Source organism: Pseudoflavonifractor sp. SW1122 (genome assembly GCF_012027765.1).
In the GTDB taxonomy this organism is placed as follows: Bacteria; Bacillota; Clostridia; order Oscillospirales; family Oscillospiraceae; genus Enterenecus; species Enterenecus faecium.
Genome location: NZ_SJOS01000015.1, coordinates 22,195 through 38,990, shown reverse-complemented (window position 1 = coordinate 38,990; position 16,796 = coordinate 22,195). Strand labels below are relative to the sequence as shown.

At 52.8% G+C, this 16,796-nt stretch carries 15 protein-coding genes; 5 read left to right on the top strand and 10 right to left on the bottom strand.

Going from position 1 to position 16,796, the window contains the following annotated elements; translation table 11 throughout:
• Positions 1-35 precede the first annotated feature (35 nt).
• The 9 genes from E0L15_RS05460 to E0L15_RS05420 all read right to left on the bottom strand — a co-directional run bounded on the left by E0L15_RS05460 (position 36) and on the right by E0L15_RS05420 (position 10,469).
• Positions 36-572, bottom strand: a complete 537-nt coding sequence (locus E0L15_RS05460; RefSeq protein WP_168124828.1) for a hypothetical protein — start codon at positions 570-572, stop codon at positions 36-38.
• The gene (locus tag E0L15_RS05455; protein ID WP_168124827.1) at positions 569-4,495 is read right to left on the bottom strand and encodes an RHS repeat-associated core domain-containing protein; all 3,927 of its coding nucleotides are present in this window, start codon (positions 4,493-4,495) and stop codon (positions 569-571) included. Before E0L15_RS05455 ends, E0L15_RS05460 begins: the two co-directional genes overlap by 4 nt.
• Before the next feature lie 335 nt (positions 4,496-4,830).
• On the bottom strand, positions 4,831-5,262 hold the full coding sequence (locus E0L15_RS05450) for a hypothetical protein (RefSeq protein ID WP_168124826.1): 432 nt from the start codon (positions 5,260-5,262) through the stop codon (positions 4,831-4,833).
• A 35-nt stretch (positions 5,263-5,297) separates the two neighbouring features.
• A complete protein-coding gene (locus tag E0L15_RS05445) occupies positions 5,298-6,143 on the bottom strand; it encodes a DUF4367 domain-containing protein (RefSeq protein WP_168124825.1) in 846 nt (281 codons plus the stop codon).
• The gene (locus E0L15_RS05440; RefSeq protein WP_168124824.1) at positions 6,136-6,696 is read right to left on the bottom strand and encodes a sigma-70 family RNA polymerase sigma factor; all 561 of its coding nucleotides are present in this window, start codon (positions 6,694-6,696) and stop codon (positions 6,136-6,138) included. The genes E0L15_RS05445 and E0L15_RS05440 overlap by 8 nt, the downstream gene beginning before the upstream one ends.
• A gap of 132 nt (positions 6,697-6,828) precedes the next feature.
• Complete coding sequence (locus tag E0L15_RS05435; RefSeq protein WP_168124823.1) at positions 6,829-7,476, bottom strand: hypothetical protein; 648 nt, start codon at positions 7,474-7,476, stop codon at positions 6,829-6,831.
• A 278-nt stretch (positions 7,477-7,754) separates the two neighbouring features.
• On the bottom strand, positions 7,755-8,663 hold the full coding sequence (locus tag E0L15_RS05430; protein WP_168124822.1) for a hypothetical protein: 909 nt from the start codon (positions 8,661-8,663) through the stop codon (positions 7,755-7,757).
• A gap of 375 nt (positions 8,664-9,038) precedes the next feature.
• On the bottom strand, positions 9,039-10,025 hold the full coding sequence (locus tag E0L15_RS05425; RefSeq protein ID WP_087232028.1) for an SPFH domain-containing protein: 987 nt from the start codon (positions 10,023-10,025) through the stop codon (positions 9,039-9,041).
• Positions 10,026-10,037: 12 nt separating this feature from the next.
• The gene (locus E0L15_RS05420; protein ID WP_168124821.1) at positions 10,038-10,469 is read right to left on the bottom strand and encodes an NfeD family protein; all 432 of its coding nucleotides are present in this window, start codon (positions 10,467-10,469) and stop codon (positions 10,038-10,040) included.
• A gap of 181 nt (positions 10,470-10,650) precedes the next feature.
• On the opposite strand from E0L15_RS05420, the gene E0L15_RS05415 reads away from it, so the two are divergent.
• The 4 genes from E0L15_RS05415 to groL all read left to right on the top strand — a co-directional run bounded on the left by E0L15_RS05415 (position 10,651) and on the right by groL (position 14,842).
• The gene (locus E0L15_RS05415; protein WP_168124820.1) at positions 10,651-11,775 is read left to right on the top strand and encodes a class I SAM-dependent RNA methyltransferase; all 1,125 of its coding nucleotides are present in this window, start codon (positions 10,651-10,653) and stop codon (positions 11,773-11,775) included.
• A gap of 15 nt (positions 11,776-11,790) precedes the next feature.
• The gene (locus tag E0L15_RS05410; protein ID WP_168124819.1) at positions 11,791-12,714 is read left to right on the top strand and encodes a diacylglycerol kinase family protein; all 924 of its coding nucleotides are present in this window, start codon (positions 11,791-11,793) and stop codon (positions 12,712-12,714) included.
• Positions 12,715-12,898: 184 nt separating this feature from the next.
• Positions 12,899-13,186 carry a co-chaperone GroES gene (locus E0L15_RS05405; protein ID WP_087232017.1) on the top strand — a complete coding sequence of 96 codons (288 nt, stop codon included), beginning with the start codon at positions 12,899-12,901 and terminating at the stop codon, positions 13,184-13,186.
• A gap of 30 nt (positions 13,187-13,216) precedes the next feature.
• Positions 13,217-14,842: a chaperonin GroEL gene (gene groL / locus E0L15_RS05400; RefSeq protein ID WP_168124818.1), complete on the top strand. Its 1,626-nt coding sequence runs from the start codon at positions 13,217-13,219 to the stop codon at positions 14,840-14,842.
• Positions 14,843-15,673: 831 nt separating this feature from the next.
• Here groL and E0L15_RS05395 read toward each other — a convergent pair.
• Positions 15,674-15,994 carry a helix-turn-helix transcriptional regulator gene (locus E0L15_RS05395; protein ID WP_168124817.1) on the bottom strand — a complete coding sequence of 107 codons (321 nt, stop codon included), beginning with the start codon at positions 15,992-15,994 and terminating at the stop codon, positions 15,674-15,676.
• 107 nt (positions 15,995-16,101) lie between these two features.
• On the opposite strand from E0L15_RS05395, the gene E0L15_RS05390 reads away from it, so the two are divergent.
• Positions 16,102-16,767 carry an AsnC family protein gene (locus E0L15_RS05390; protein ID WP_168124816.1) on the top strand — a complete coding sequence of 222 codons (666 nt, stop codon included), beginning with the start codon at positions 16,102-16,104 and terminating at the stop codon, positions 16,765-16,767.
• Positions 16,768-16,796: the final 29 nt, after the last annotated feature.

Sequence of the window (16,796 nt, the reverse complement as noted above, 5' to 3'; positions counted from 1 at the left end):
TGCGACAGGATTGCCACTTTCTTTATCGTTTAAGATTATAGTAGCGAGGTAGATAACACTTCACGAAAATATCGCTCAAATGCGGAGTTGCCCACAAGCCAATTGTAAGAGGATTGGGAAAACTCAGATTTTACAGCTTCGTATTGGGGGAGCGTTTGGGAAGAACCTATACTACCTAAGTAAAGCAGGTGTACAAACAGATTGTGATTAGACAATTTCTCTGCCTGTTTAAGTAGTGCTGTTGCATTCAACGGATTCGGAAATAAATGTGGAGATACCGAGACCATATAGCCAAGTAGTGTTAAAAATCGATAGTCATTATATAAGTTTTGCCTGCCGTGGTGTACTCCATGTAAAAAAAGCGAATAGAAAGCTTCAAAGTGAGAGTCAGGCAGATTTGCTTCCGAGAGCGCATACCAATTGGAGGTGAGACCTCTGAGATAGACGGGAGTGTCTGTTCTGTGAATGTAATCTAAATTGATAAGATACAAGTAAACATTTTCCCAATCATTTATAGACTCCAGCGTATCCAGTGTGGGGTCTGATTGAATCCACTCAATATGGTTCATCATCGTCCTACCACCCATCCATCTACAATTTTTATGATTCCGTTCACAATTTTAATTTGAATTTCAATTATATGCCCTCTATATCTTGCATATATTAAACGCGAATCGGCTTTATAAGGTTTCGATGCGCCATTACAAAGGACATAAATGATTGCTCTTTGGACATCTTTCCACTGTGTAGCTCCAATCATACGCCAATTGTGATGTGGTAAGAGAATATGATTGATTCTGTTAGCTTCAAGTCTACTTAATAATGTTTGAAAAAATGAAGATAGTGGTCCATTCAAGCCAAGAAAACTTTTTATTTGAATGAGCGTGGCATAACCATAGCGAGAAATTATTTTTACATAAACCTCAGGGTGGGATTTTATATACATAGCGGCTAATTTAGTAATTAGTTTACCTGAAAACCAGCCTAAGACAGCTCCACCGATGATTGCGCCAGCACGAATTGCGAGATATTTTGGACCAGAGTAGTATCCTAGTTTATTAGCAAGCCACTTTCCAAAAGGTATACCTACCAATGCCCCAATAATGGCACATGCCCATTGAATTGGTGTCCCAAAGTGACCGCTTTTGTCTTCGATCGAGATTGGGCTATTACAGCAGTAGGAAAATAAATTGTAGCCTAATATGGTACCATTTGCTTCCAAAAAAGCTGCGTCATCTGAATTTAAAAACCTTCCGATCTCGGGATCATAATACCGACTCTGAAGATAGTAGTACCCGGTTTCTTCGTCGTAATCATATCCACGGTAAGAGCAGGGGTTGAGAGCTGCCAGTTCCGTGTCGCCAGTGACGGTTGGAACACCCCAGGGGTCATATGTGTAACTTACAACGGTTCTACCAGTTTTGTCAAGAATCCGAATGACATCACCCTGTAGATTTTTGACGTAAGTATAGACAACAGGCTCCGTGGAGATGGGAGGTATTATTCCTCCGACTTTCTTTACACTGAAACCAATGGCTTCACCACTGCTGTCGTATAGGGGTACCACGGTTGTGGTGCTAGACATATTGTTGGTAATAATACCAGCCAGTCCGTTATTACCCCAGACGTATTTGGAGGTCGTCAACTGGCCGTCCTTCATGACATCCTTTTTGATTCGCAGACCATCAGCGTTATAGGTATATTGAGAGTAGTTAGAGGCATTTTGTTTCACACGCAACAGCATGCGACCCTCTCCCCAAGTTAGGGATTGGGTACCTGTGCCAGTAGAAATGGCGATGGGATTACCCATTGCGTCCGTACGGTATGTTACGGTTGTATTCCCGTCTCGATAAGAGGAAAGAATGCCATTGGTATAGCTGAATGTTTTATTGCTGGTGGTAACTTCGTTCCCTGCTTCGTCACGTTCCACTTCTTCCATACGGATGATGTTGCCGGAATTGTCGTACTTATAACGGTAGATTTTGCTTGTTTCCCCATCCACTGCTTCTACCAGTTGTCCTGCTTCGTCATAAGTATAGGTGCTAGTATAGCTGCTGGTTACAGTCTCAGATGAATCGACACTCATGATCTCCAAACCCTTGGTGGGTTGAGGATCGGGATTGGGGAACACTTTACCAGAATGTTCGGTTTGAGTGACTCCTGTGATATTGCCATTGCCATCATATGTATAGTTAAAGGTCAGGGAGGTCTGTTTGGTATCGCCGACAACGTAACCAGCATGATAGCTGTCGACAAGGTTACCGCTGTTGCCGTCTTTATCCGACCGATAGTTGTAGCTATTGGTAATCTTGACAAAGCCTGCAATGACAGTCTTAGTGCTCAAGCGGTCAAGAGCGTCATATGCACGACTAGCTTTGATTAAGGAAGTTCCTTTTTCATTGGTAATTGTAGTTGTATTGTTAGTGGAGTTAGAAGAGGTATGGAAGGTTAGTCCGTTGAAGCTTTCCGTGCTGTTGCCGTTTTCGTCTCCGGTATAGGAGTAGATGAGTTGATTGGAAGTCGTCCTGATTTCAAATCCAGAGTCTGTATACTTTATGATTTCTTTCATAATATTATCTTGGATTTGAGTCAGGGAGCCATCAGATGCATAGGTATATGTGAAGCGATTGAGTTGATTGGTGTAGCCCACATTTACAACTTGCCCCAGTGAGTTATAGTTGTAGAACACCTTTTGCCCATTGCCGTAGGTCATGGTTTGCACTTGTCCTGTGTGCGCATGATCTCCATAATCATAAGATACCAGGAGACTCCCGTTCATTCTGACGGATAGAACATTTCCCCAGATGTCATATTGGAAATGGTACTGATACGCTCCATATATGAGGGTTGTTAACAGTCCTTTTGTATAATTGTACTGGGCATTCATCCCAGAACCGTTGGTCAGATTGGAAACATCGAGATGGGCAGCCTGAAGTTCACGGACGGCATTGTAGCTATATTCGGTTTTGTTTCCATTGGCATCAATCAAATACTCCAGCAAACCAGAATCCTGGTTATACTGGTACTCAACGGTATTGCCGTTTTCATCGGTGTGGGAGGTTAGGTAGTTTCCATCCTCAGAATAGGTGTAATAGTTTGTCTGCTGAAGCTTCCCCTGGGTATAGGTTTCTGAGAGAATATTGCCGTAGGCATCTTTTGTGTACGTGGTATTATTAGACCCAGATTTAGTGGGATCAGATGCCTGGGGAGCCTCATCTCCGCTCTTATCGGTATCTTCGATTACTCCATCGGCATCATAGGCTTCCACGTCCACAATTGTATTGGATACTGTGCCATCGTCATCAGTGACATAGCCATAGGTCATGTTCATGCCATAGACGCACTCAAAAGCACCGTCATCTGACGTACCATGAGTAGTTTCGGATGTGGCAGTCAGCATTTCACACTGGATAGCTCGTCCACATTGATCAAATGTGTATTCTTCTTGAACCGTATCGCTGGTAATTGTTACAGAATCCAAAGTGGGGTGTTCAATGACTGTTTCTGTACCAGTTGCCTCCTGTGTGGTTCCCATTGCGGCTTTGGCGGTTACGCAGGTAACTTTGGGAGAGTTTTCGGAATAAGTAAAAGTATATCCACGCCGATCTACATTGGATACGCTTTGCAGACGTTGAGCTGAGTCGTATTGATAAGAAATAACATCGCCGTTTTCACGGGTTACGGTGGTGAGCAGATTATCTGTTACGGTGTAGCTTATGGTAACAGAATTGGTACCGTTGGTAATTGCCTTGCCGGTGGAATCCTTGCAGGTAATGGAAGACAGGAAACCACTGGAATAGTTAAATGTGTACACCCGACCGACGGAGTCTGTAATGGTAGCAATTGCATTTGTGTCATCAACATAAGAAATAAGAATCTGGTTTGCTCCGCTGGACATCTTTGTAAGACGACCAGTGCTGTCAAAGCTGTAGTGCACATCACCAGAGACAAGGTCCATGGATGTATAGTCTGTTTCTGATGTCTGGGCAGAGCGGAAAAGTTCTACGCCAACCTCACCAATGCCGTACTCTACATCCTCAACCCAAATTTCAGAGCCAGAGTCGCTTCGTTCTCCTGAGTCAACGAAGTAGATCCAGGTTCCGTTTTCGTTTTTGTATGCATATCTGCTGGTCTGTTGATCATAGGAAAGCAACTGATTATAAGTGGTAGTCCAGCCTGCTCCGTAGGGATTGTTGCTGGTATCATTTACGGGATCAAAGTAGAACTCGATTGTAACAGGCATTCTTTCTCCACCAAGGGAAAGATCGCTGCGGCGAAGATGCAGCGAGCCAAGATAGGTATTTACGTAGGCGGTGCCTGCTGACCCTGCCTCAAAAGGTGTATACTCATACAGAGCGGACATTCCTGACTGAGGATCACATTCTGGATTGGCGGGATAAGCTTCTTCGGCGCGAGCAACCAGCGGAGATATCTGGATCAGAAGCGCCAGAACCAAGACCATCGAAGTAACTCTTTTCCAGCATCGTTTCAACATTGTTGTTCTCCTCTCTCGTTATGTATATTTTGCAAAAGGGGTGTACAGGAACAGTGCATTTATGCCAGAAAGATACTTAGAACCCCATTGGAATCCCTCCTTTATAATAAAGTTCTTTTGGGAGAATGCGGTAAGTGGAGCCGATAAAATTTCAAGGAAATGGCGGGAGGTGCGAAGGTATGTGGATTTGTTCTGTCATAATGTATATGTCTTTACTTCACTAATATGTTACACACAAAGCAAAAATTTTTGAAAATTTATTTGTGTGGTGAATAGAGAATAGACCGGGCTCGGAGAAATCTTCTCCGAGCCCGGTCTGCTGTGGGGTGGCGTATTTACTTGGGGGCCTGTACTACCGATGTTTTCACGGTCCTGGTGTCATAACTGGTGGAGGTTCCCGCACAGACGGTGACAACAGCGTAGTAAGAGACAGTTGGAATGCCTTTGTATGTATAGCTATAGGAATATCGTATGGAACTTTTTGGAGAAAGCAATCCGTTTGAGGTACTGCCCCAGATGGTGACTGCACGATCTCCACTGGTCCGGTAGATATCAATTTTCAATGCACCGATTTTGGGGAGGGATTTTTCAGCCAAGATGGAGAAATTAACGACGATTTCGCCACTTGTATCCCCTTGAGAAATGCTGGCTGCATATGTGCCCAGATACTGACTGGATCTCGTTTGAGCCTGGGCACCAATAGGACAGACAAGCAAAATTGACAGTACAGCCGCTAAGACAAAAGATATTTTTTTCATCATTTTCACCTGAGTTTCTACATTATTTGAGACTAATATAAATACTATGAGGTTAAGTTGATAGAAGTGAAAAACTTCAGAACAATGTCCTCTGTAATGTCGCCTGAGAGATAATAAACCACGTTTTGGTGGTGGCATACCGCCTTCGCACTATCCATGTTATGGAAAAAATATACTGTTTTTTCATTGACTTGGTATACTTGCACCAGTTGATTGTCCTTTTCAAATGCCCGATAACTGATGTCTTCCATAGTATTATGAATGGAAATCAAATAATGAATTGTAGAGCCGTCTTCATTGTTGAATGGAACATAAAATTCTACCCAATCTGAAAGGGTGGTTACTTCAACTTCTCCAATTGTATAACCTTTAGGAATCCAAGTGGGCATAAATGCTGTATCCAACCCCATGGACTCTAGTTCCTCCCTGTATGGAACATACCAATCTGAGGCCGTATGGGTCTCCTGGACTTCGAAGTGGAATATTTCATCTGTCCATCGAGCTACAGCGCCAAAGATATCCACACCCGAGGCCTGAGCTGCCACCAGGCATCCAAACAGAAAGGCGGCAGCCAACGCCACCCGTAGAGTTAGGCGCAACACAGCGCCCCGCCGCTTGCGCCTAGGGGACTCCTCAGTGGGCAGAGCCTTGGACAGCATGGATTGGAACTGCCCGTAGGACTCCTCCATATCGGGAGCTTCCGGTATGGGAGTTTTGGCATCTAAGGCATCCAGGTAGGCGTCGATGACCGCCTGGTCGTAGGTGTCCTCGGTCATGTCGTCCAGAGCCTGCTCCATGGCCTGGGCCAGCTCTTCCGGGGAGAGCTGTTCCAACTCGCTCCGGTTGGGAACGGGATGCAGACGCCGGATGCGTTCATCGTATTCAGCCATGGGTGCCTCCTTTCCCCGCCCTCACCCTATTCATGTATTGGGAAGACGGTTTTGTGACATGGTTAGAAAATTTCTTTTTTTCGGGTTCCGGCGGGGCCTCCATCAAGTCCCGGCATTTTTTCAACAGCCGGGACAGCCGGGCCCGGCAGGCCGCCGGGGAGATGCCCAGCCGCCGGGCCATCTCTTGATGATCCAGCTCCAGCTCATATTTCCAGCTCAAAAGCTGCTGTTCCTCCTGCGATAGACCATCGGGGAGGGACTCCCCGAAGGGGATGTCCGGCTCTTGGGCGGGGAATTGGGACACATCCTCTAGGGGAATTTCCGCCTGATGGGACATGCGCCGCCGCTCATTTTTCACCAGATTGTTCAAGGTTACCACCAGCCAGCCCCCTGGGTTGGGGTGCCTTTCCAGATCCTCCTGCTGGGAAATGGCCAATAGGAAAGTCTTTTGTATCATGTCTTGGGCATCGTCTCGGCTGCCCGTCAGGCGATAGGCAACCCGGTACAGGAGGGGATATTCCCGACGATATAGCTGGGCCAAAAAGGATTCCATAGGAGCCACTCCATGTCTCCCTCCTTCCTCTATTTGGTGCTTTTCTCCATTTTAACATATTTGTTTATAAAAACAATAACTAGTACAAATTAATTGTAAAATATGCACAAAATTAGCGGATGCCTAGGACGTTTATAGTCCTAGGTATCCGCTAATTTGTTCTAAATGTTCCATATCCCGGCGCAGCACCGTCCGGTTATAGATGCCGATGTACCCGCACACCAGAACCAGGGCCAGGGCTACCACGGCGCAGATGGCTGCGGCCCCATAAATCTGATGCGTTACGGCAACATACAAGAGTGCACCAAACAGGACCAGGGCCCACAGAAGCATTCCAAACACACGGCACATGTGGATGAAGAATGCCTGATGGAGCACTTGGGGAACCGGCTCACAGGTGGACTCCTCCAGAGCCACCCCATCCCCCGTGATCTCCAGTTTTGGGGGATGTAGGGCTTGGTTCGACTTGATGACTTGGACCGTGCAAGAGCCTTCCTTAGTGGGACGGAGCACAGCCCCCAGGCGGTAGGGCATCACGTCATCCCATTTGGTGTCGCCGAAATGCAGGGCAACCTGTAATGGTGCGGTGATCACAATGCCCAGGGCGGCCAAGACCTTCCATTTGCTGGTTAAGGGCGGGTCTTGGACCAGGGTGAGGGTCTCGCCCTCTGCCACGTCCACTTCCACCGGAGTGTCCGGGGACAGATCCACCCGGTTTCCATGGTGCATAAAGTGCAGACCCAGTCCCTCAGGGAGAATTCCATGTAGGCGTACGTTCATACGTCATTTCCTCCTTGTTTTTTGTTTCCACAAGATATGTTCCGCCCAAATCCAGAGAAAACTGGAGAGATAGGGGACACCCTGGTACAAAACCAGAAATAGGTCCTTGAGTTGAACCCAAAAGAATACGCTGACGGGGAGGTAGAGGGCCACGCAACAGGCCGCCACTTTGGGAGGCTGCCGAAATACTTTTAAGAGTATGAAGGTTAGAATGAGAGGGACAGCTGCAATGAGAAATTCCACCGCATGGGTGAGATAGGCAGTTAGCAGGTCCATGGTTACTCCTTTCTGTGCTCCAAGGTCTGTCGGTACTCCTCCAGCTGCGCCTGGGAGAAGGGGCAGTCCGGGTTTCCGTCATAGACCGAGAGAATCCAACGCAGTACATCCCGGTTTCCCGGGTCAAGTTCCAGCGCACGGGTGAGGTGCCAGTGGATGAGGGCATCTGCCCCAAGAATCGTGGGCTCCATGAAGGTCAGGTAGTTGCAGATGGTCAGGTGTTTGTCCGGGCTCTCCTCCTGGGAGATGACGTACATGAGGAACGCGTACATGGTCAGGCTGTTGACCTTGGGGAAGTCGTGGGACAGGTGGTCAAAGGAGAACTCATAGGACACCATGGACAGGTCCCGGTACACGCTGTCAAAATGCAGGTGCAAGATCTCCTTTTGCAGGGGCTTCCGGTAGATGTCTGGAATATCCCGGGGGCCGGTGTTTCTCTGGATGGAGACGGTGTACACATAGCAGGGGGCCCAGTCCTTATCGTCGTCGTCGCAGTCCAGCAGCGGGAGAATCTGCGCCACATCCTCGGTGCGGGGGCACAGACCGTGCTCGTTGAGAAATTCCTCCGCTTCGTTGGGCACTTCGCCATACAGCAGAGACTCCTCCAGATTGTGGGCCACGTCCACCCCCAGAAACTCCAGCCCATAGCCGTAAGCCCGCTCCAAGGGGGTGGAGTCGTACACGATGACCTCACAGGGAAAATGGAATTGCCGCAGCAGGGAGCAAAGCTCCATCATTTTGGCCAGCCCCTGTTGGGAAGGGGGATTCTGCCACTGGTCCAGGGATTGCGCGTACTGGTCCAGCAGCTGGGAAAACTCTTTCTTGGATTCGTTGGGGTAAAAATCGGCACCGTCCAGACACCGCCCAATGCCTCGATAACGGGTCTGAATGGGGACAACGTCATACAACATTCCGGGTCACCATCCTTTATACATGTATTGAAAATGGGATTTTGTGACGATAACGTCAAAATAAAATGGATAACGACAAATTGCAGCGACAAAAAGCCCTCGGCAGAGTTTTCCCGCCCGAGGGCGGGAAAATCAATCAAAATCCGTTTTTTCCGGGGACATGCGCATCGGAAAAAACACTTCTCAGCCCGCCAGTGTGGAATCGGGTCGTCCTTTGACCCGATTATGCATGCAGCGGGCTGCAACTCTTCGAAAAAATGCTGGCATTTTTGAGAATCGTGTCGATCTGGTTCGACACGATAAACGCTCCTGGAATCGCTGGGATTCCAGGAGCGTTGCTGTGGGTGTTGTCTTATGGGGAAGTCCTGGCCTTCCTCAGGGCTTGGGGGTAGGAGCCTTCTGGGTGGGAGCCGGGGCGGCGGGATTGGGAGTCACGGAATCAAACACCGTCTTGGCAGAGGCGCACAGGCCAGCCAGTCCCTGAATTTCGCTGGGAATGATGATCTTGGTGGCACGGCCGTCGGCGGCCTTCTGGAAGGCCTCCAGAGCCTTGAGCTGGAGCACTTCGGAGTTGGGAGCGGCCTCGTTCAACAGCTTCAAAGCGTCGGCGGTGGCCTGCTGCACCTTCAAAATGGCCTCGCTCTCAGCCTCGGCGGCCAGGATGCGGGCGGTCTTTTCGGCCTCGGCCTGCATGATCTTGGCCTGCTTGGCGGCGTCAGCCCGGAGAATGGCGGACTGCTTCTCGCCCTCAGCCACCAGAATCTGAGATTGCTTCTGGCCCTCGGCCTGGAGAATGGCTTCCCGGCGCTCGCGCTCGGCACGCATCTGCTTCTCCATGGACTCCTGAATGTCCCGGGGAGGCATGATGTTCTTCAGCTCCACACGGTTGACCTTGATGCCCCAGGGGTCGGTGGCCTCGTCCAGAATGGAGCGCATCTGGGTATTGATGTGGTCACGGCTGGTGAGGGACTGGTCCAGCTCCAGGTCGCCAATGATGTTACGCAGGGTGGTGGCAGTGAGGTTCTCAATGGCGCTCAGGGGCTGCTCCACGCCGTAGGTATACAGCTTGGGGTCGGTGATCTGGAAATACAGGACGGTGTCGATCTGCATGGTGACGTTGTCCTTGGTGATGACGGGCTGGGGGGCGAAGTCCACAACCTGCTCTTTCAGGGAGACCATTTTGGCCACGCGCTCAATAAAGGGAATCTTGAAGTGGAGACCCACGCTCCACACGGCACGGAACGCGCCCAAACGCTCCACAACCATGGCCTTGGACTGGGGTACTACCTTGACGTTGGCGGCAATGATCAGCAGAATGATGATGATCACGGCCACCGGGATGATGAGAGAGATCAAATCCATATTACTTCCTCCTTACTCTTCTACGATAACTTTGACACCTTCTATGCGCAGCACCCGTACCATGGCCCCGGCGGGGATGGGGGTGTCGTGCTCACTGCGAGCGGTCCAGGTGACACCGCCGATGGTGACGGCGCCGGTGCCCTGGATGTTGTCAATGTCCTGGGTGACCCGGGCCTCTTGCCCAATGACCCGGTCAGCGTTGGTGGGCTCCACCCGGTTATTCAGATATTTTTTTGCCAGGGGGCGCAGGGCCACCAGGCACACCAGGGAGAGCACAATGAAAATACCCAGTTGCAGCCAGATGTTGCCTCCGGCCAGGGCACACACCAGCGCACCCAGAGAACCGATGGCAAACCACACGGAAGTCAGGCCCACGGTGGCGGCTTCGGCGACCGCGAAGATAATCAGCAGCGCCAGCCAGACAATTTGATAAACAGTGTCCATACTGGTCACCTCCTTTGGGGGTAGTATAGCATAGCTACCCCAGCGATACCACTACAATTTGTAACCATTAGAGAAAATATCGAAAAATTATTATCCTTGTCATGGGGTGTCAAATTGGGTATAATAAAAAAGATTATGACCATTTGAAGACGACAGGGGAGACCCCCGGAGAGGATGGAATATGGACGGGAAACTGCAATTTGTCATTCCCACCCTGCTGGGGGTGGAGAGCCTGGTGAGCTATGAGGTGAAGAAGCTGGGCCTTGCCGACGTGCGGGCGGAAAACGGCCGGGTGCTGTGCACCGGCACCAAGAAGGACATTCCCCGGCTGAATCTGAACCTGCGCACCGGTGCAAGAGTGCTCATTCTCCTGGGGGAGTTTATGGCCCCCAACTTTGAGGCCCTCTTTGAGGGCACCTACGCCCTGCCCTGGGAGGAGTTTGTTCCCCGGGAGGGCAAGTTCCCGGTGAAGGGCTATGCCATCAACTCCGCCCTCCACGCCGTGCCCACCTGCCAGGCCATGGTGAAAAAGGCCATTGCCAAGCGGCTGGGCAAGGTGTACGGGCTGGAGACCCTGCCGGAGACGGGGGTGCTGTACCAGGTCCAGTTTGCCATCTTTAAGGACCGGGCTTCCCTGATGTTGGACACCTCCGGCGAGGGCCTGTACAAGCGGGGCTATCGGGCCCAGGGCGTGGCCGCCCCCTTGAAGGAGACCTTGGCGGCGGCTATGGTGGCCCTGTCCCGCTATAAGGGAAAGGACCCCTTCTGTGACCCCTTCTGCGGCTCGGGTACCATCGCCATTGAGGCCGCCCTCATCGCCAAGAACCGGGCCCCTGGCCTGGGCCGCTCCTTCTCCTCCCAGAAGTGGACCCAGCTGCCCTCCGGGCTGTGGCTGGATGCCGCCGACGAGGCCATGGACGGAGAGTTCGATGGAAACTATGAGATCTGGGGCGGCGACATCAACCCCCAGGCGGTGGAGCTGGCCCGGCACAACGCCCAGCTGGCCGAGGTGGACGATGTGGTGTCCTTTGAAGTGGCGGACGCCACCCGGTTCCACTGGGGCGGCCTGCGGGGACGAGTGGTCACCAATCCCCCCTACGGCGAGCGGCTGATGGAGAAGCGGGAGGCCGAGGAGCTGTATCGGGCCTTTGGCCGGGCCATGGACAAGTTCCCCGACGGCTGGCAGGTGTCCATTCTGTCCTCTCACACCGAGTTTGAGCGCACCTACGGGAAAAAGGCGGACAAGAAGCGGAAGCTGTACAACGGCATGCTCAAGTGCGACCTGTTCCAGTACGGCGTGAAGTGATGGAGAGAGAATGGAATGAAACATTTATTTATCGTCAACCCCGCAGCCGGAAAAGCAGGGAACGAAAATGAGTTACTGGACCAGATTCAGGAGCTGGACCTGGACTGTGAAGTGGTGCATACTCAGCACCAGGAGGAGGCCTGTGAGATCGCCCGGGCCGCCGCCCAGCGGGGCGAGCCCCTGCGCATTTACGCCTGCGGCGGGGACGGGACCTTAAACGAGGTCATCAACGGGGCAGCGGGCTTTGACCATGTGGCGGTGACCAACGTGCCTCTGGGCACGGGCAACGACTTTTTGAAAATCTTCGGCCCGGAGAACAAGGAGAAGTTTGCCCAACTGGAGGAGCTCAGCCGAGGCCCTCAGGTGGCCCTTGACCTGATGGAGTGCAACGGCAAGCTGGGGGTGGATATCTTCTGTGCGGGAGTGGATGCCCGCATTGCCGCCGACGTGCACAAGTACCGCCGTCTGCCCCTGGTGCGGGGCATTGGGGCCTATATCCTCTCGCTGGTGGCCAATGTCTTATTTAAAGGTATTAGCCGCCAGACCCAGGTGGAGGCGGGGGAGTACGCCTACCAGGGTCAGACTGCCATTGTATGTGTGTGCAATGGCCGCTATTACGGCGGCGGCTTCATGCCCGTGGGGGACAACCTCCCCGATGACGGCAAGCTGGAGATGCTGGTGGTACCCAAGGTCAGCCGCAGAACCTTCTTCCGCCTGGTGGGGGAGTACGCCAAGGGCCGCTATCGTCAGCACCCGGATTTGATCACGGCGGTGGAGGGCACCGAGTTCACCATCACCGCTCCCCAGCCCCTGGTGGCGGTGGTGGACGGAGAGGTGCTGCGAGAGCAGCGCTACCACATCCGCCTATCCGACAAGAAGGTGAATTTCTTCTACCCCCAGGGCCTCAGTTATCAGCCCCGGATGGAAGAGGCGAATTAGCACTCTCCCTGTCGCCTTGTGAACAAAACATGAATTTTTTTCACTCAACCTCTATTTCTCAAAAATAGGGGTTGATTTTTTGGAGTGAAACGGTTATTATCTTATCTAGAGTTAGCACTCGGGTAAAATGAGTGCTAACTCATGAAACCGTAAACCATTGGATTGATATAAGGAGGAACCAATTATGACTCTGAAACCTCTGGCAGATCGCGTGATCTTGAAGGCCATGGAGGCCCAGGAAACCACCAAGGGCGGCATCATTCTCACCGCCAGCGCCAAGGAGAAGCCCGAGATGGCCGAAGTTGTGGCCGTTGGTCCCGGCGGCGTGGTGGACGGCAAGGAAGTCGTCATGACCGTGAAGGTGGGCGACAAGGTGCTCACCAGCAAGTACTCCGGCACCGAAGTCAAGGTGGATGGAGAAGAGTACAATATTGTTCGTCAGAATGACATTCTGGCCATTGTCGAGGACTAATTGAGTTTTTCTTACGGAGGTAATTGAATTATGGCTAAGATTATTTGCTACGGCGAGGAAGCCCGTCACGCTCTGGAGCGTGGCGTCAACCAGCTGGCTGACACCGTGAAGATCACCATGGGTCCCAAGGGCCGCAACGTGGTGCTGGATAAGAAGTTTGGCACTCCCCTCATCACCAACGACGGTGTGAGCATTGCCAAGGAGATTGAGCTGGACGACCCCTTTGAGAACATGGGCGCTCAGATCGTCAAGGAAGTTTCCACCAAGACCAACGACGTGGCCGGCGACGGTACCACCACCGCCACCCTGCTGGCTCAGGCCATCATCCGTGAGGGTCTGAAGAACCTGGCCGCCGGTGCCAACCCCATGGTCATGAAGAAGGGCATTGCCAAGGCCACCACCGCCGCCATCGAGGAGATCAAGAAGAACTCCAAGCCCGTCTCCGGCACCTCTGACATCGCCCGTGTTGGCGCCATCTCTTCCGGCGACGACACCATCGGCGCTCTGATTGCTGAGGCCATGGAGAAGGTCTCCCACGACGGCGTCATCACCGTGGAGGAGTCCAAGACCGCCGAGACCTACTCTGAGGTTGTGGAGGGCATGCAGCTGGACCGTGGCTACATCACCCCCTACATGGTCACCGACACCGAGAAGATGGAGGCCGTGCTGGACGACCCCTATATCCTCATCACCGATAAGAAGATCTCCTCCATCCAGGAGCTGCTGCCCCTGCTGGAGCAGGTGGTGCAGAGCGGCAAGAAGCTGCTGATCATCGCCGAGGACGTGGAGGGCGACGCCCTGTCCACCCTGCTGGTCAACAAGCTGCGCGGCACCCTGAATGTCTGCTGCATCAAGGCCCCCGGCTTCGGCGATCGCCGCAAGGAGATGCTGGAGGATATCGCCATCCTCACCGGCGGCACCGTGGTGTCCACCGACATGGGCATGGACCTGAAGGAAGCCAACCTGACCATGCTGGGCACTGCCCGTCAGGTGAAGGTCTCCAAGGAGAACACCATCATCGTGGACGGCGCTGGCGCCACCGAGAACATCGCCGCCCGTGTGTCTCAGATTCGTCACATGATCGAGAACACCACCTCCGAGTACGACAAGGAGAAGCTCCAGGAGCGTCTGGCCAAGCTGGCTGGCGGCGTGGCCATCATCCGCGTGGGTGCTGCCACCGAGACCGAGATGAAGGAGAAGAAGCTGCGCATTGAGGACGCCCTCAACGCCACCCGTGCCGCCGTGGAGGAAGGCATCGTGGCTGGCGGCGGCACTGCCTACGTCAACGCCATCGGCGCCGTGGAGGCCCTGCTGGACACCGTGGAGGGTGACGAGAAGACCGGCGTGAAGATCATTGCCAAGGCTCTGGCTGAGCCCATGAAGCAGATTGCCACCAACGCTGGCATCGACGGCTCCGTGGTGCTGGAGAAGGTGAAGACCGCTGGCCAGGTGGGCTACGGCTTCGACGCCTACAAGGAGGCGTACTGCGACATGATCTCCTGCGGTATCGTGGACCCCACCAAGGTGACCCGTTCCGCTCTGGAGAACGCTGCCTCTGTGTCCGCCACCCTGCTGACCACCGAGGCCCTGGTGGCCGACAAGCCCGAGCCTCCCGCTCCCGCTGCTCCCGCTCCCGACATGGGCGGTATGTACTAAGAAATCGTCCCAATATGGATTCAAAAGGCCGGTGTCTTCGGACACCGGCCTTTTTGAACTTTAAAAGCAACCGTTTTTAGCTGCATTTTGGATTCGCAGCCGAAAATGGTTGCTTTTCGTTTGAAGAGGAAGGGGGAGAACTAAGACACGGGGCGGATGAAGGACTTTTGCTTCTCCGATTTCTCGTGTGCAGACCAGCGCCCCCGCCAGGGACGCTCCGCTGGGCCCGATTTCTCCCCGATGAGAAATTGGGGAAAGAATCGCTTAGGGCGTTCCCCCCTAAGGACCTCCCTGGGGTACGAGGCTGGGCCTGCGTCAAGACTGGATTCGGCCCGTCACCCTTGCTGTGGCTCCTGCTACTGCCTCCACACCAGGCCACCCTGGGCAGCTGGCCCTATGGCTGGATGGTTTCCACAGCCGGGCCTACCTTGGAGAAGCGGCGTTCCCGCCGCCGGAAGCCAGGCCACCGACCGCTGGGAACAGCGGCTCACCAGGATAAGGCCCTGGCGGTAGAAGGATGCACAAGCAGAGGAGTAGGTGGAAACCATAGAACGGAAAGCCATCTATGTGACATGGACCAGTCCAGGGCCGAGAAGAGAAAGGTGCACGCTCCACCCAGTACCGCGGGGTGGATTCCACAAGGCGGGGGAAGGCCCCGCCTTTGGTGGTCTTTGGTTCCTTTCTGGCAGCAGAAAGGAACCCCCAGCGGGGAGCGTCCCCACCAGGCTGGCAAGCCTGAGACTGTGAGGTTAGACGGTCAATCTCTCCGGCCCGGGGGCAGGGAAAGAGAAAAAGGAGGAAGCACCTGCTTCCCCCTTTATGCGTTAAAAATTAACCTCTGTCCCGCAGACCATCCATATAAGCCTCCACCCGCTCTTGTTGGCGGCTATTCAACTGGCGGTAGGCATACAGGTGTGCCAGCTCCTCCGGGGTCAAATCGCTCTGTGCCATGAGACGCTTTTGCTCAGTGAGTCCGGCCAAATAGTCCAGAGATACGCCGAAAAATTGAGCAATCGCCACGAGGGTTTCCAAATCTGGGGTCCGATCCCCCACTTCGTAGGCGCTGACGGTAGATTGAGACAGATTGAGGTTTAGAGCCAGCCCTGCTTGGCTGAGATGACGTTCCTCACGCAGTTGCTTTAATCGCAGCATATTACCACACTCCCGAATAAATTTTACCGCAGAGTGTTGTAAAGAATACTTGTATATGATATTATAAATACCTGTATTACAGGTAATCGTTGCGGGAGGGCGGTAATATGCCGATGACAGATATACCATACAGCACCTTACAGGAGGACAAAACAGGCTATCAGATCTTGCTGCTCCGGGAGCAGCAAGACCAGAGTTTTACCGCCATTGCCAGCCAATTGGGTGTTTCTCCCGCCCGTGTCCGGCAGCAGTACACCAAAATGAAGGTGCGACAGGTGCGCTTGTACCTTCGCCACATCGCCATTGCCCTGGGCCACGACAACACCGCACAGGTGCGGAATGTGTTTTCCACAGCCATGGATTGCTATCAAAATTATCCCTATGCCTGTGGGTATCTGGACAAGACCTATGGGGAGATTTTGGAGGCGTATCGGGCGGGGGAGCCGGGGACACCCCAGGAGATGTTAGAGAAACTGCCGCCCTGTCCGATGAAGCTGGGAGAAGAGGAGATTTCCCGCATGGTCACCATGCGGGAAGAGGAGAACGCCAGCTTTCGGGCCATCGGCAGGGAGTTCCACATCACACCGGAAAAGGCCCGGCACACCTATGAGATGGTGTATCACCGCAAGGTGTTGGAATATGTGGAGGGACTGCAACAGCAGGTGAAAACCTGGGAGGAGCGCCGGGAACTCTGGCGGCGGTATTTTGGCGGGTATCTGTCGGCAAAAACACGGTATGAGAACATCCTAGGAGAGATTGAGAAACAGGCATGAGCTCTGTTCTGGGATTGTGTTTTTCCTAT

Coding starts and splice junctions, on each gene's coding strand:
- E0L15_RS05460 (WP_168124828.1), bottom strand. CDS start 572: ATGATGAACCATATTGAGTGGATTCAATCAGACCCCACACTGGATACG.
- E0L15_RS05455 (WP_168124827.1), bottom strand. CDS start 4,495: ATGTTGAAACGATGCTGGAAAAGAGTTACTTCGATGGTCTTGGTTCTG.
- E0L15_RS05445 (WP_168124825.1), bottom strand. CDS start 6,143: ATGGCTGAATACGATGAACGCATCCGGCGTCTGCATCCCGTTCCCAAC.
- E0L15_RS05440 (WP_168124824.1), bottom strand. CDS start 6,696: ATGGAATCCTTTTTGGCCCAGCTATATCGTCGGGAATATCCCCTCCTG.
- E0L15_RS05435 (WP_168124823.1), bottom strand. CDS start 7,476: ATGAACGTACGCCTACATGGAATTCTCCCTGAGGGACTGGGTCTGCAC.
- E0L15_RS05430 (WP_168124822.1), bottom strand. CDS start 8,663: ATGTTGTATGACGTTGTCCCCATTCAGACCCGTTATCGAGGCATTGGG.
- E0L15_RS05425 (WP_087232028.1), bottom strand. CDS start 10,025: ATGGATTTGATCTCTCTCATCATCCCGGTGGCCGTGATCATCATCATT.
- E0L15_RS05420 (WP_168124821.1), bottom strand. CDS start 10,469: ATGGACACTGTTTATCAAATTGTCTGGCTGGCGCTGCTGATTATCTTC.
- E0L15_RS05415 (WP_168124820.1), top strand. CDS start 10,651: ATGGACGGGAAACTGCAATTTGTCATTCCCACCCTGCTGGGGGTGGAG.
- E0L15_RS05410 (WP_168124819.1), top strand. CDS start 11,791: ATGAAACATTTATTTATCGTCAACCCCGCAGCCGGAAAAGCAGGGAAC.
- E0L15_RS05405 (WP_087232017.1), top strand. CDS start 12,899: ATGACTCTGAAACCTCTGGCAGATCGCGTGATCTTGAAGGCCATGGAG.
- groL (WP_168124818.1), top strand. CDS start 13,217: ATGGCTAAGATTATTTGCTACGGCGAGGAAGCCCGTCACGCTCTGGAG.
- E0L15_RS05395 (WP_168124817.1), bottom strand. CDS start 15,994: ATGCTGCGATTAAAGCAACTGCGTGAGGAACGTCATCTCAGCCAAGCA.
- E0L15_RS05390 (WP_168124816.1), top strand. CDS start 16,102: ATGCCGATGACAGATATACCATACAGCACCTTACAGGAGGACAAAACA.